Source organism: Streptomyces sp. NPDC055400 (assembly GCF_053644375.1).
Window position 1 is genome coordinate 773810 of record NZ_JBSHLM010000002.1, and the last position, 12757, is coordinate 786566.

The window sequence follows — 12757 nt, forward strand, 5'->3', positions numbered from 1 at the left end:
TGACGTGCTCGACGCCGATTTCTTCCGACGCTGGCTCGACGCGGCCACCGCGGCCGTCGACCGGGAGGCGGCCCGGCTCACCGAACTCGACTCGCCGATCGGCGACGCCGACCACGGCAGCAATCTGCAGCGCGGCTTCGTCGCCGTGAGCGCGGCCCTGGAGAAGGAGGCACCGGCGACCCCAGGCGGTGCGCTCACCCTCGCCGGGCGTCAGCTGATCTCGACGGTGGGCGGCGCCTCGGGCCCGCTGTACGGGACGCTCCTGCGCCGTACGGGCAAGGCGCTCGGGGACGCCCCCGAGGTGAGTGAGGCGGAGTTCGCGGCGGCGCTGCGGACCGGCGTGGACGCCGTCATGACGCTGGGCGGGGCGGCGCCGGGCGACAAGACCATGATCGACGCGCTGGTGCCCGCGGTCGACGCGCTCGACACCTCCTTCGACGCGGCCGCCACCGCCGCCGAGCAGGGCGCGCTCGCGACGACGCCCATGCAGGCGCGCAAGGGGCGGGCGAGCTATCTGGGCGAGCGCAGCATAGGGCATCAGGACCCGGGCGCCACGTCGTCGGCGCTGCTGATCGGGGCCCTGGCCGAGGCGGCCCGCGATGAGTGATCCCGGGAGCGCAGGCAGTGGTCAGGAGAAGGCCGTCGGAATCGTGCTCGTGTCGCACAGCCGCGCCGTCGCCGAGTCGGTGGCGGAGCTTGCGAAGGGGCTCGCGGGCGGCGGCGCGGTCGTCCCCGTGGCACCGGCGGGCGGCACCGAGGACGGCGGGCTCGGCACCAGCGCCGAGCTGATCTGCGGCGCCGCGCGGTCAGTTGACCGGGGTGCGGGCATCGCGGTGCTCGCCGATCTGGGCAGCGCGGTACTCACCGTGAAGGCGCTGCTGGCCGAGGGCGATGAACTCCCGGACGGGGCACGCCTGGTGGACGCCCCCTTCGTCGAGGGGGCCGTGGCCGCGGTGGTCACGGCGTCGGCGGGGGCGGATCTGGACGCGGTCGAGGCGGCGGCCGTCGAGGCGTACACGTACCGGAAGGTGTGAGCGGTCCGGGGCGGCGGCTGGTCCGTCGCCCCGACCCGTCGCGTTCCTCCCGTGACCCAACTCACCCTGACTCTCGCCCAGTTGGTGACGACGAGCTTCTTCGCCTGCACCTCGCCCGGACCGTGCGGTCCACCGCTCCGGGCCCGGACGTGCACGACGTGCGCCTCTTGATGCGACCCCGCCACTCATGGCATACAGGTCTGTACCAATACTTCCGAACGGAAGGCCCGCCCGTGCGACGCACCCCCGGACGCACCCCTCTGGCGTACGCGGCCTGCGCCGCCGCGCTCCTGTTCGCCACCTCGTGCGGCCTGCTCGGCGACGACACCCGCCAGGGTCCCGCACTCACGGCCCCCGCCGGCGTCACGGCGCAGGCGGGCAGCGCCACCTCCGTGCACGTCATGTGGAGCCGCCCCGAGGGGGACGCCGACGTCAAGGGCTACACGGTGTACCGGGGCGCCACCAAGGTGAAGGAGGTTCCGGGCGAACAGCACATGGTGGACGTCGTCGGACTGCGCCCGCTCTCCGCGTACACCTTCTCCGTCCGGGCCGAGGACACCGATGGCACGCTCGGGCCCCTCAGCGCGAAGGTTCCCGTCACCACCCCGGCCGCCGTGGCCGAGGACCGGTCGGCCCCGACCCGGCCGGGAGCGCTGCGCGGCCGGGCGGACGGCGGCCGCGCCGCTTCGCTGTCGTGGGGTGCGTCGAAGGACGACAAGGGCGTCGTCTCGTACGACATCTACCAGGGCGCCTCGAAGATCCACAGTGTCGGCGGGGGCGAGACCCGGGCGCTGATCACCGGGCTGCGGCCGGGCACCGCCTACGCGTTCACCGTGAAGGCGCGCGACGCCGCCGACAACACCTCACCCGCGGGCCCGGCCCTGAGGCTCACCACCGCGAAGGGCTCCGACGAGGGTCCCGGCACCGCGCCCACCGACTTCAGCGCCGCGTCCCGCCGGGCCGGCGGAGCGTACTACATCGACCTGTCGTGGACGCCGCCGCGCACGGGCGGCACCGTGCCCGCGTACCGCATCTATCTCGACGGCAAGCAGGCGACCACGCTCGTCTGGGGCGACGCCCCGCCCAAGGGCACGGCGCGGAACAGTTTCTACGTGGGCAAGGAGGCCGGCGTCCGGCACCGGGTGCGGATCCGCGCCCAGCTGCCCGACGGGACATGGGGCGCCTACTCCGTCGAACGGAGCGTCAGCACCGGGTCCTGAGCCAAGGTTCTTGCAGCCGAGGCAGCGGCTGGTTCCCGGGCAGGCGTGGGGCACACCACCGGATCCGGGTCCGCGGCATCTCTGTGTCCAGGACCGGGACGCGCCCTTGTCCGCTCCCCTCGAAGCGTCCTACCGTCTCCGGAGCCGCGCGGGAGCGGCCGCACCATCTACACATCCGCCTTGGGGGCAGTGTGAGTTCGGGGCCGGTCGGTGTCGCCGTCGTCGGAGCGGGCGTCATCAGCGAGCAGTATCTGCGGACGCTGTCCGCCTTTCCCGACCTGCGGGTGGTGGGCGTCGCCGACCTCGACGCGGACCGCGCCACGGCGGTCGCGCGCGAGCACGGCGTACCGGTCGCCGGCGATGTGGCGACGGTGCTCGCCGTTCCCGAGGTCGAGCTCGTCGTGAACCTCACCGTGCCGGCCGCCCACGCGCAGGTCGCGACGCTGGCTCTGCGGGCCGGTAAGCACGTGTACGGCGAGAAGCCGATCGCCCTGGCCCCCGGCGAGGCGGAGAAGGTGCTCGCCGAGGCGACGGAGCGGGGGCTGCTCGTGGGGAACGCGCCGGACACGTTCCTCGGCGCGGGGCTCCAGTCGGCGCTGCGGGCGGTCGGTGCCGGGCACATCGGTGAACCGGTGGCGGCGACGACTGCGGTGCAGGGTCTCGGACCGGAGCGGTGGCACCCCGATCCGGCATTCTTCTACCAGCCGGGCGCGGGCCCGCTCTTCGACCTCGGGCCCTACTACCTGACGTCCCTGGTAACGCTGTTCGGCGGGGTGTCTCGGGTGGCGGCCTCGGCGGCACGAGCGCGCGAGGAGCGCGTCGTCGGCTCGGGGCCGAGGGCGGGGCAGGTGTTCCCGGTGGCGGTGGCGACGCATGTGTCGGCGCTCGTCGAGTTCGCTTCGGGGGTGCGGGCGACGTCGGTGTTCAGCTTCGACTCGGCGCTGCCGCGCATCCAGTTCGAGGTCACCGGCACGGAGGGCGTCCTCGCGGTCCCGGACCCCAACACCTTCCGCGGGCCGCTGAAGGTGCGGGCCAACGGGGCGGACGACTGGCGCGAGCTGCCGGTCGCGGGGCGCACGGACGGGCGGGGGCTCGGCGTGCTCGACCTGGCGCGCACGATCCGCCGGGGCGGCGCGCCGCGTGCGTCGGGGACGCTGGCCCTGCACGTCCTGCAGACGATGACGGCGATCACGCGCTCGGCCGAACACGCCGAGTTCACCCACGTCGCCACCTGTCCCGCGGCGCCGCCGCCCGTACCGGCCGACTGGGACCCGGAGGCGGCGACGCTCGTCTAGACGAGAAGCCCTAGGACGCGTCGAGGCCGAGTTCCTCCAGGGTCTGTTCGAGCCAGCGTGCCCAGAACGTCTCCAGGTCGATGCCCGCGCGCAGCACGACGTGTCGCAGCCGGTCCTCGACGGCGTCGAGGCCGGGCGGGAAGTCGCGCTTCTCGATCTCCTCGTACTCCGTCAACTGCCGCCGGTGCAGGTCGAGATGGCGGCGCAGGTCGGCCTCGATGCCGTCCGTGCCGACGACGGCGGCGGCGCGCAGGCGCAGGAGCAGCGGGTCGCGCAGCGGTTTGGGGTCCTGGCTCGCGGCGGTCCAGCGGGCCAGTTCGGCGCGGCCCTCGGGCAGGACCTCGTACTCCTTCTTCTGGCCGCGCGCGGGCGTCGGCGCGGGCAGGGCCCTGATGTACCCCTCGCGTTCCAGGCGGCCCAGCTCGCGGTAGATCTGCTGGTGCGTGGCCGACCAGAAGTAGCCGATCGACTTGTCGAAGCGGCGCGTCAGTTCGAGGCCCGACGACGGCTTCTCCAGGAGGGCCGTGAGGATCGCGTGCGGGAGTGACATGGCTGCACCTTATGCGGAGGCGGTCACGCGGCCGGCGGGCCCGGCCACGTGACCGCCGGTCTCACAGCGCCGCGGCCAGCTCGGTGCCCTGGCGGATGGCGCGCTTGGCGTCCAGCTCGGCGGCCACGTCGGCGCCGCCGATCAGGTGTGCCTCGCGGCCGGCGGCGAGCAGGTCGTCGTACAGGCCGCGGCGCGGGTCCTGGCCGGTGCACAGGACGACGGTGTCGACGGGGATGACCGTGGAGCTGCCGTCGACGGTGACGTGCAGGCCCGCGTCGTCGATGCGGTCGTACGTGGCGCCCGCGACCATGGTGACGCCGCGGTGGCGCAGTTCGGTGCGGTGGATCCAGCCGGTGGTCTTGCCGAGTCCGGCGCCCACCTTCGAGGTCTTGCGCTGGAGAAGGTGGACGGCGCGCGGCGGGGCGGGGCGGTCGGGCTTCGCGAGGCCGCCGCGGCCCTGGTAGTCCATGTCGACGCCCCACTGCCGGAAGTACGTCGCCGGGTCCTGGCTCGCCTTGTCGCCACTGTCGGTGAGGTACTCGGCGACGTCGAAGCCGATGCCGCCCGCGCCGACGATCGCGACGCGCTCCCCGACGGGCGCGCCGTCGCGCAGGACGTCGAGGTAGCCGACGACGCTGGGGTGGTCGATTCCCTCGATCTCGGGGGTGCGCGGGGTGACGCCGGTGGCGACGACCACTTCGTCGTACGCGTCCGGGGTGAGGTCGGCGGCGGTGACGGGGGTGTTCAACCGGACGTCCACGCCGTGCAGTTCGAGCTGCGCGCGGTAGTAGCGCAGGGTCTCGTCGAACTCCTCCTTGCCGGGTACCTTGCGGGCGATGTTGAGCTGGCCGCCGACCTCGGACGCGGCGTCGAAGAGGGTGACGGCGTGGCCGCGTTCGGCGGCGGAGACGGCGCAGGCGAGGCCCGCGGGGCCCGCGCCGACGACGGCGACGCGCTTGCGCAGGCGGGTCGGCGCGAGGACCAGCTCGGTCTCGTGGCAGGCGCGCGGGTTGACGAGGCAGGAGGTGATCTTGCCGCTGAACGTGTGGTCCAGGCATGCCTGATTGCAGCCGATGCAGGTGTTGATGGTCTCGGAGCGCTCGGCCTCGGCCTTCGCCACGAAGTCCGGGTCGGCGAGCAGGGGCCGCGCGAGGGACACCATGTCGGCGCAGCCGTCGGCGAGCAACTCCTCGGCGATCTCAGGGGTGTTGATGCGGTTCGTGGTGACGAGCGGGATGGAGACCTCGCCCATGACCTTCTTGGTGACGAAGGTGTACGCGCCGCGCGGCACCGAGGTGGCGATGGTCGGGATGCGGGCCTCGTGCCAGCCGATGCCGGTGTTGATGAGGGTGGCGCCGGCCGCCTCGATCTCCTTGGCGAGCTGCACGACCTCTTCGAGGGTGGAGCCGCCGGGCACGAGGTCGATCATCGAGAGCCGGTAGATGAGGATGAAGTCCGTGCCGACGCGCTCGCGGACACGGCGGACGATCTCGACGGGGAAGCGGATGCGGTTCTCGTACGAGCCGCCCCAGCGGTCGGCGCGCCGGTTCGTGGCGGCGACGATGAACTCGTTGATGAGGTAGCCCTCGGAGCCCATGATCTCCACGCCGTCGTAGCCCGCCCGCTGCGCGAGTTCGGCGGCGCGCGCGAAGTCCTCGACGGTCTGCTCGACCTCGGCGTCGGTGAGTTCGTGCGGCGGGAAGGGGCTGATCGGCGCCTGGAGCGGGCTGGGGGCGACGAGGTCCTCGTGGTACGCGTAGCGGCCGAAGTGGAGGATCTGCATCGCGATCTTCCCGCCCGCCGCGTGCACCGCGTCGGTGACCTGGCGGTGCTCGTCGGCCTCCGCCTCGGTGGTCAGCTTCGCGCCGCCGCCCCAGGGGCGTCCCGCCTCGTTGGGGGCGATGCCGCCGGTGACCATGAGGCCGACGCCGCCGCGGGCGCGGGCGGCGTAGAACTCCGCCATGCGCGCGAAGCCGTTCTCCGCCTCCTCGAGTCCCACGTGCATGGAGCCCATCAGGACCCGGTTGGGCAGCGTGGTGAATCCGAGGTCGAGCGGGGTGAGCAGGTGTGGGTATCGGCTCATGGTGGCCCTCCGTGCGCGGCGAACGTCGTCACAGTTGTAGACGACGACAGCTCGCTTTTGCAACAAGTTGCATAAGAGAGCTGCGCCACGGTGGGGCCCCGACCGGCCGCGCGGCCGGTCAGTCCGCGCCGACCTCCGCCACCCAGCCGTACGGCAGCTCCTCGCCGTCGACCGTCACGGCCTCGACGGAGCGGGTGAGCGGGTCGATCTCGACCTGCACCCCTTCGCCCTCGAAGCGCGGATAGCCGGACTCCCCGGACGACCCCGTGGCCTCGACGGACACCACACGCAGCGGGTTGCCGTGCACGGGGTGGCCGTCCTTGTCGGCGAGTTGGGGCTTGACCAGGACGGTGTAGCGGGCGGGCACATCACTGGGGTCGCTCATGCTCAGGAGGCTAGCTCCGGGCACGGGAACTCGCCTGCCCGCGGCACACCCCGCCCTTCGGTTGTAGAATGCAACGAGCAGCGGGGAGAGGACAGCACGTGACAGACCGCGAGACGGCAGTCGAGACCATTCAGCGCGAGATGACGTCCTTCGCGCGGCGTGCCAGAGCGATGGCCGGGCGGATGCACCCCGAGCTGTCCCTCGTGTCGTACACCCTGCTCAGCCACCTGGACGAGAAGGGCGGCTGCCGGGCGACGGACCTCGCCACGCACTACGCCCTCGACAAGTCGACGGTGAGCCGGCAGGTGTCCGCCCTTGAGCGGGCCGGGCTCGTGATGCGCAGGGTGGACCCGGACGACCACCGCGTCCAGGTCCTCCATCCGACCGAGGCGGGCGCCGACATCCTCGCCCAGGTCACCGTCAGCCGCCGCCAGGCGTTCCAGGAGCGGGTGGCGGACTGGCCCGAGGAGGATCTCGTCCGCTTCGCGGACTATCTGCTGCGCTACAACGCGCGGGTCCGGGAAGAGGCCTGAGCCACCCCGGGGCCCGCGCACGTCAGCGCTCAGCGGGCGGCGGCGTGGTCGAACTCCGGGACCCGGGCCGTCATGAACTTCGTGGTGCGCCGCAGCCGGAAGCCCAGGGACTCGTAGAGCCTGATGGCGTTCGTGTTGCCTGCTGACGTGTGCAGGAACGGGGTCTCGCCGCGGTCCTTGATCCCCGCCGCGACGGCAAGGACGAGGCGGGCCGCGAGCCCCTGGCCGCGGTGGTCCGGGTCGGTGCAGACGGCGCTGATCTCCGTCCAGCCCGGCGGGTGCAGGCGCTCCCCCGCCATCGCGACGAGCGCGCCCTGCCTGCGGATCCCGAGATACGTGCCGAGCTCGACGGTGCGGGGCAGGAACGGGCCGGGCTGGGTGCGCGCCACGAGGTCCAGCATCTCGGGCACGTCGGCCGCGCCGAGGAGCACGGCCTCCGCATCCGGCGCCGCGGCCACGCCGTCGTCGACGAGCTGCACGCCGTCCATGCTCATCGTGAGTTCCCAGCCCTCGGGCGGCGCCGTGCGCGTCCCCAGCAGCGGGACCGTCCCGCCCGGCCCGGCGAGCGCCGCGAGATCCGCCCAGTCCCCGGGTCCGGGCTCGTCCGGCAGCGCGAGCCACGGCGTCACGTCGAGGGGGTACCGCACGATCCGGCCCCGCCACTCGGCGAAGCGCGCGTGCGGGCCGGTGAGGGAGGCGTACGCGGGGTTGTCGAGCGGGTGGGCGGTGGCGACGGCCGGGACGGACATACGGCGGGCTCCCAGGAGGCGGCGGTGGACCTTCGGACGGGTGGAGCGGCCGTGCCGACCATGGCCGCTCTCTGATGAAAGCCCATGTCACCGCGGTCTCATTCCCTCGCCGGGGGAATGTTCACGAGTCCGCAACGATGCGCGTGGCGGGGTGGACGTTGCCGACGCGTGATCCTTCTTGGCATGCTGGCGCGATGTCCCCCGTACCCCTGAGTGACCACGTCGAGGAACTGCTCGCGGGCGAGCACCCCTTGCCGGTCGTGGAGGCGGGCGACCCCGTGCTCCGGTCCCCCGCGCAGACCTACGACGGTCAGCTCGCGCCCGCGCTCCTGGAGCGTCTGATCGCCGCGATGCGTGCGTCGATGCACGCCGCCCCCGGCGTCGGGCTCGCCGCACCGCAGATCGGCGTCCCGCTGCGGATCGCCGTCATCGAGGACGCGGCCGAGGTCCCCGACGAGGTGCGTCAGGCGCGCGGCCGGGTGCCGCAGCCGTTCCGCGTCCTGATCAACCCGTCGTACAAACCCGTGGGGGCCCACCGCGCCGCGTTCTTCGAGGGCTGCCTGAGCGTGCCCGGCCTCCAGGCCGTGGTCTCCCGGCATCAGCACGTGCGGCTGCGGGGGCTCGACGAGCGGGGCCACGCCGTGGACGAGGAGTTCACGGGGTGGCCCGCCCGGATCGTGCAGCACGAGACGGACCATCTGCACGGCACGCTCTATCTCGACCGGGCGGAGCTGCGCTCGCTGTCCACCCGCAACGCGATGGCCGAGCGCTGGACACAGCCCACCGCGGAACTGGCCGCAGGAGCGCTCGGCTTCTCGATTCCCTGACGGATCCCCCTGACGGATCCCGCCTCAGACGAGGTCGGGCATCTCGCCCTCGGTCGTGCTCAGGTCGATCACCGAGAAAGCGGCGCCCTGCGGGTCCGTCACCGCCGCGAAGCGGCCGAACGGGGTGTCCATCGGGCCGTAGTGGAGCTTTCCGCCGAGCCTGGTCACCGTGGCGACCGCCGCGTCGCAGTCGTCGACCGCGAAGTAGACGTTGACGTACGACGGGACCTGCGGCGGGAAGTCCTCGGTCATCTTGAAGCGGCCGAGCTGCGGCTGTCCGCCGAGCTGCCAGATGTTGAAGTCGACGTTCTCGTCGGCCATCTTCCGGACCTCGTAGGGGAAGGCGGCCTCGAAGAACCCGTCCGTCTTGTCGGTGTCGCGTGTGGTCACCTCGGCCCAGGCGTACGAACCGGGCTCCCCCACCTTCTCGAACCCGTCGTGCGTGCCCGGCTGCCAGAGGCTGAAGAACACGCCGGCCGGGTCCTGGACGCTGACCATCGTGCCGAAGTCGCCGACCTCCATGGGCTCCATCAGCAGGGTGCCGCCGGCCTCCTTGACGCGGGCCGCCGTGGCGTTGACATCGGGCGTGGCCAGGTACAGGTTCCAGGCCGGCGGAGTGCCCTCCATGCCCGGCATCTGCGGCGAGAGCGCGCCGACCCGCTTGCCGTCCGACCTCGCCTGGGTGTAGTTGCCGTACTCCTCCTGCCCCTCCTCGAACGTCCAGCCGAGAAGCTCGCCGTAGAAGCGCTTGGCGGCCTCCAGGTCGGGGAACATGGCGTCGGCCCAGACGGGCGCGCCCTCCGGTCGTGCGGCCATGGCGCGAACCCTTCTTCCGAGTGGTGGTGCCGGGGGTGAGATGTTCCGGGCGACGCTGGTCCGTTTCGTCCCGGTTCCCCCGATGCACGCTAGTCGTGCACGAGCTGCCGCGCGATACCGAACTCCGTTCGCACAAGCCTTACGGAGCCGTGACGCATCGGCGAGGAGAGCCCTCCCGGCGCCCCGCCCCGCATAGCGTGGGCGGCATGCGTGTACTGGTCACCGGCGGTGCCGGGTTCATCGGGTCAGCGGTCGTGGACACTCTCCTCGCGCGAGGACATGAGGTCGTCGTGCTCGACGTCCGGCCGCCCGGCCCGGACGAACCGCGTCCTTGGGCCGTCGCGGACGTACGCGACCCCACCGCCGTGGAGTCGGCCCTCGCCGGCATCGACGCCGTGTGCCATCAGGCGGCGAAGGTCGGGCTCGGCAAGGACTTCGCCGACGCCCCCGACTACGTCTCCCGCAACGGCCTCGGCACGGCCGTGCTGCTCGCCGCGATGGCCTCGGCGGGGGTGAGGGATCTGGTGCTCGCCGGGTCGATGGTCGTGTACGGAGAGGGGCGGTACGAGTGCGAGCGCCACGGAGTCGTGCGCCCGGGGCCGCGCGCCGAGGCCGACCTGCGCGACGGCCGCTTCGAGCCCGCGTGCCCGCGGTGCGGCGCCGCGCTGAGCCCCGGCCTCGTCGGCGAGGACGCCCCCACGGACCCCCGCAACGTGTACGCGACGACGAAGCTCGCCCAGGAACACCTCGCGTCGTCCTGGGCGCGGGCCACCGGGGGCCGCGCGGTGTCGCTGCGCTACCACAACGTGTACGGGCCCGGGATGCCGCGCGACACCCCGTACGCGGGCGTCGCGTCGTTCTTCCGGTCGGCCCTGGCCCGGGGCGAGGCCCCGCGCGTCTTCGAGGACGGCCGCCAGCGGCGGGACTTCGTGCACGTGCACGACGTGGCCGCGGCCAACGCGCTCGCGCTCGAGACGATGAGCGACCGGCCGTCCGACACGTGCGTCGCGTACAACACGGGCAGCGGGGACCCGCACACGGTGGGCGAGATGGCCCACGCCCTCGCCGCCGCGTACGGCGGGCCGATGCCGGTCGTGACGGGCGAGTACCGGCTCGGCGACGTACGGCACATCACGGCGGACCCGGCCCGGCTCAGGGCCGAGCTGGGGTGGCGCGCCGAGGTGGGGTTCGAGGAGGGGATGACGGAGTTCGCCAAGGCCGAGCTGGGGTGAGGCGAGTGAGGTGACGGTCCCGGCGACGTGGCACCTGCGGGCTACACCCCCGCCGCCGGGAGCGTCACCTCGAAGCAGCAGCCGCCCGCCACATTGCGCACGGCCGCGCTGCCCCTGTGGGCCTCGACGATTCCTCTGACGATGGCGAGTCCGAGGCCCGCGCCCGACGGAGGTGTACGGGCGTGGCTGCCGCGCCACCCCGTGTCGAAGACGCGGGGCAGATCCTGCTCAGGGATGCCGCCGCAGCCGTCCGTGACCGTGAGGACCACGCCGTCCGTGGAGCCGGCCGCCGCCACGGCGACCGTGCCGTCGGCCGGGGTGCGACGGATCGCGTTGACGAGGAGGTTGCCGAGGACGCGGCTCATCTCCTTGCCGTCGACCTCGACCGGAATCTTGTCGACGCGGTCGCCGACGAGGCGTACGCCGTGTTCGCGGGCGAGCGGGTCGGCGCCCGCGAGCGCGTCGCCCACCAGGTCGTGGAGGGAGACCCTGGACGGGCTCAGGACGAGGGTCCCCGCGTGGATGCGCGACAGTTCGAAGAGGTCGCCCACCATGTCGTTCATGCGCTCGACCTCGGTGCGGATCTGGCGCAGATAACGGTCCGGGTCGGCCGCCACGCCATCCTCCAGGGCCTCGGACATCGCGCGGAGCCCGGCGAGCGGGGTGCGCAGATCGTGCGAGATCCAGGCGACGAGCTCGCGACGCGAGGTCTCCAGGGCGCGCTCACGGTCTCTGGACACGGCCAGCTTGGCGCTGGTGGCCTCCAACTCCCTTGAGAGCGCGGCCAGTTCCGCCGTCGCGGGGACGAGGGGCGCCGCGAAGCTGCCGCCGTCACCGAAGGAGCGGGCGGCGAGGGTGAGCGCCTTGCTGCGGGCCACGACCCAGCGGCCGAGGAGCAGCGCGGTCGCAAGCGACACGGTGGCGGCCATCGCGGCGACGGTCGTCACGACGGACAGGTCGTGCGGGGACAGGAACATCGCCCAGGCCACGACGAGCGTCCCGGCGAGCATCGCCGTCACGGCGACGGCGGCGACGACCGTGAGCGACACCGTCAGGGAGCGGCGGCGCAGCACGAACAGGGCGAGCGCGCCCAGCAGGCCGGCGCCGACGGCGCCGAGGAACGCGTAGAGGGCGATGAGGAGCATGTCATGCACGGCGTTCGGTCCAGTCTTCCGGCGCCCGGTCGGGCCGAGGGGCTTGCGGGGCACGATCGAGCCCAGGGGCGTCGCTGTGCGGGCCCGGGTCCAGGCGGTAGCCGACGCCCCAGACCGTCTGGATGAGGCGCGGTGCCGCCGGATCGTCCTCGACCTTGCCGCGCAGCCGGCGGACGTGGACCGTGACGGTCGACAGGTCGCCGAAGTCCCAGCCCCACACCTGCTGCATGAGCTCCTCGCGGGAGAAGGCGCGGCCCGGGTGGCGCAGGAAGAAGGCGAGGAGGTCGAACTCCCTTATCGTCAGAGCGAGTTCGTCCCCCGACTTGGTGGCGCGACGGGCCGAAGGGTCGACGGTGAGGGTGGCCGCGCGCAGCGGTCCCGCCGGCTTGGGCGCCGTCGCCGCGCGGGCCCGGCGCAGCACCGACTCGACGCGCAGGACCAGCTCGCGCGGGCTGAACGGCTTGGTCACGTAGTCGTCCGCGCCGACCTCGAGGCCGAGGATGCGCTCGTCCTCGTCGCCGCGCGCCGTCAGCATGATCACGGGGACGGGGCCGCGTGCCCGGAGCCTGCGGCACACCTCCAGGCCGTCCATGCCGGGCAGCATCAGGTCAAGGACGACCAGGTCGGGCCCGTGCGCGTCGGCGCGGTCGAGGGCGGCCGGGCCGTCGGCTGCGCGGTCGACGTCGTAGCCGGCGCGGTCCAGGTAGCCCGCGACGACCTCGGCGACGGTCGGGTCGTCGTCGACGACCAGGACACGGCCGAGCGGTGGTGTCTGCATTCCATCAGCGTCGCACCCGGTGACTCCGATCGGAGTCACCGGAGGGGCCGTCCGCGTCCGACGTCCGCGTTTCGTAAGGAACTGAGGGCCTAAATGTCCGG

At 73.0% G+C, this 12757-nt stretch carries 14 protein-coding genes; 7 read left to right on the top strand and 7 right to left on the bottom strand.

Features of this window, described 5'->3' with window-relative positions:
- Nucleotides 1-4 precede the first annotated feature (4 nt).
- The 4 genes from dhaL (at nt 5) to ACWIGU_RS07945 (ending at nt 3549) form a co-directional block, all read left to right on the top strand.
- Nucleotides 5-607: a dihydroxyacetone kinase subunit DhaL gene (gene dhaL / locus ACWIGU_RS07930; RefSeq protein WP_454398517.1), complete on the top strand. Its 603-nt coding sequence runs from the start codon at nt 5-7 to the stop codon at nt 605-607.
- Nucleotides 600-1034, top strand: a complete 435-nt coding sequence (locus tag ACWIGU_RS07935) for a PTS-dependent dihydroxyacetone kinase phosphotransferase subunit DhaM (RefSeq protein ID WP_454398519.1) — start codon at nt 600-602, stop codon at nt 1032-1034. The genes dhaL and ACWIGU_RS07935 overlap by 8 nt, the downstream gene beginning before the upstream one ends.
- Before the next feature lie 233 nt (nt 1035-1267).
- Nucleotides 1268-2254 (top strand): fibronectin type III domain-containing protein, encoded by a 987-nt coding sequence (locus ACWIGU_RS07940; protein ID WP_454398521.1) that lies wholly within the window; start codon nt 1268-1270, stop codon nt 2252-2254.
- Between the two features lie 191 nt (nt 2255-2445).
- Nucleotides 2446-3549 carry a Gfo/Idh/MocA family protein gene (locus ACWIGU_RS07945; RefSeq protein ID WP_454398523.1) on the top strand — a complete coding sequence of 368 codons (1104 nt, stop codon included), beginning with the start codon at nt 2446-2448 and terminating at the stop codon, nt 3547-3549.
- 10 nt (nt 3550-3559) lie between these two features.
- Here ACWIGU_RS07945 and ACWIGU_RS07950 read toward each other — a convergent pair whose 3' ends face one another.
- The 3 genes from ACWIGU_RS07950 to ACWIGU_RS07960 form a co-directional block, all read right to left on the bottom strand.
- A complete protein-coding gene (locus ACWIGU_RS07950) occupies nt 3560-4099 on the bottom strand; it encodes a PadR family transcriptional regulator (RefSeq protein WP_454398525.1) in 540 nt (179 codons plus the stop codon).
- A 61-nt stretch (nt 4100-4160) separates the two neighbouring features.
- Entirely contained in the window at nt 4161-6182 is a 2022-nt protein-coding gene (locus ACWIGU_RS07955; protein WP_454398527.1) for an oxidoreductase, read from the bottom strand.
- Between the two features lie 118 nt (nt 6183-6300).
- Nucleotides 6301-6567 carry a hypothetical protein gene (locus tag ACWIGU_RS07960; RefSeq protein ID WP_454398529.1) on the bottom strand — a complete coding sequence of 89 codons (267 nt, stop codon included), beginning with the start codon at nt 6565-6567 and terminating at the stop codon, nt 6301-6303.
- A gap of 68 nt (nt 6568-6635) precedes the next feature.
- On the opposite strand from ACWIGU_RS07960, the gene ACWIGU_RS07965 reads away from it, so the two are divergent.
- The gene (locus ACWIGU_RS07965; protein ID WP_454398531.1) at nt 6636-7100 is read left to right on the top strand and encodes a MarR family winged helix-turn-helix transcriptional regulator; all 465 of its coding nucleotides are present in this window, start codon (nt 6636-6638) and stop codon (nt 7098-7100) included.
- A gap of 29 nt (nt 7101-7129) precedes the next feature.
- Here the strand turns inward: ACWIGU_RS07965 and ACWIGU_RS07970 are convergent, their stop codons facing one another.
- On the bottom strand, nt 7130-7849 hold the full coding sequence (locus ACWIGU_RS07970) for a GNAT family N-acetyltransferase (protein ID WP_454398533.1): 720 nt from the start codon (nt 7847-7849) through the stop codon (nt 7130-7132).
- 194 nt (nt 7850-8043) lie between these two features.
- Between ACWIGU_RS07970 and ACWIGU_RS07975 the strand changes: the two genes are divergently transcribed.
- Complete coding sequence (locus ACWIGU_RS07975) at nt 8044-8676, top strand: peptide deformylase (protein ID WP_454398535.1); 633 nt, start codon at nt 8044-8046, stop codon at nt 8674-8676.
- Nucleotides 8677-8700: 24 nt separating this feature from the next.
- On the opposite strand, the gene ACWIGU_RS07980 is transcribed toward ACWIGU_RS07975, so the two are convergent.
- A complete protein-coding gene (locus tag ACWIGU_RS07980; RefSeq protein WP_454398537.1) occupies nt 8701-9492 on the bottom strand; it encodes a VOC family protein in 792 nt (263 codons plus the stop codon).
- Between the two features lie 206 nt (nt 9493-9698).
- Between ACWIGU_RS07980 and ACWIGU_RS07985 the strand changes: the two genes are divergently transcribed.
- Nucleotides 9699-10724, top strand: coding sequence for an NAD-dependent epimerase/dehydratase family protein (locus tag ACWIGU_RS07985; protein WP_454398539.1), 1026 nt, complete (start codon nt 9699-9701; stop codon nt 10722-10724).
- 41 nt (nt 10725-10765) lie between these two features.
- Here ACWIGU_RS07985 and ACWIGU_RS07990 read toward each other — a convergent pair whose 3' ends face one another.
- Complete coding sequence (locus ACWIGU_RS07990) at nt 10766-11878, bottom strand: sensor histidine kinase (RefSeq protein ID WP_454398541.1); 1113 nt, start codon at nt 11876-11878, stop codon at nt 10766-10768.
- The gene (locus tag ACWIGU_RS07995) at nt 11871-12656 is read right to left on the bottom strand and encodes a response regulator transcription factor (RefSeq protein ID WP_454398543.1); all 786 of its coding nucleotides are present in this window, start codon (nt 12654-12656) and stop codon (nt 11871-11873) included. Before ACWIGU_RS07995 ends, ACWIGU_RS07990 begins: the two co-directional genes overlap by 8 nt.
- Nucleotides 12657-12757 lie beyond the last annotated feature (101 nt).

Bases quoted from the DNA above. Each gene is read 5' to 3' on its own strand.
- ACWIGU_RS07950 (WP_454398525.1), bottom strand. From the start codon at position 4,099: ATGTCACTCCCGCACGCGATCCTCACGGCCCTCCTGGAGAAGCCGTCG.
- ACWIGU_RS07955 (WP_454398527.1), bottom strand. From the start codon at position 6,182: ATGAGCCGATACCCACACCTGCTCACCCCGCTCGACCTCGGATTCACC.
- ACWIGU_RS07935 (WP_454398519.1), top strand. From the start codon at position 600: ATGAGTGATCCCGGGAGCGCAGGCAGTGGTCAGGAGAAGGCCGTCGGA.
- ACWIGU_RS07960 (WP_454398529.1), bottom strand. From the start codon at position 6,567: ATGAGCGACCCCAGTGATGTGCCCGCCCGCTACACCGTCCTGGTCAAG.
- ACWIGU_RS07975 (WP_454398535.1), top strand. From the start codon at position 8,044: ATGTCCCCCGTACCCCTGAGTGACCACGTCGAGGAACTGCTCGCGGGC.
- ACWIGU_RS07985 (WP_454398539.1), top strand. From the start codon at position 9,699: ATGCGTGTACTGGTCACCGGCGGTGCCGGGTTCATCGGGTCAGCGGTC.
- ACWIGU_RS07995 (WP_454398543.1), bottom strand. From the start codon at position 12,656: ATGCAGACACCACCGCTCGGCCGTGTCCTGGTCGTCGACGACGACCCG.
- ACWIGU_RS07980 (WP_454398537.1), bottom strand. From the start codon at position 9,492: ATGGCCGCACGACCGGAGGGCGCGCCCGTCTGGGCCGACGCCATGTTC.
- ACWIGU_RS07970 (WP_454398533.1), bottom strand. From the start codon at position 7,849: ATGTCCGTCCCGGCCGTCGCCACCGCCCACCCGCTCGACAACCCCGCG.
- ACWIGU_RS07965 (WP_454398531.1), top strand. From the start codon at position 6,636: ATGCAACGAGCAGCGGGGAGAGGACAGCACGTGACAGACCGCGAGACG.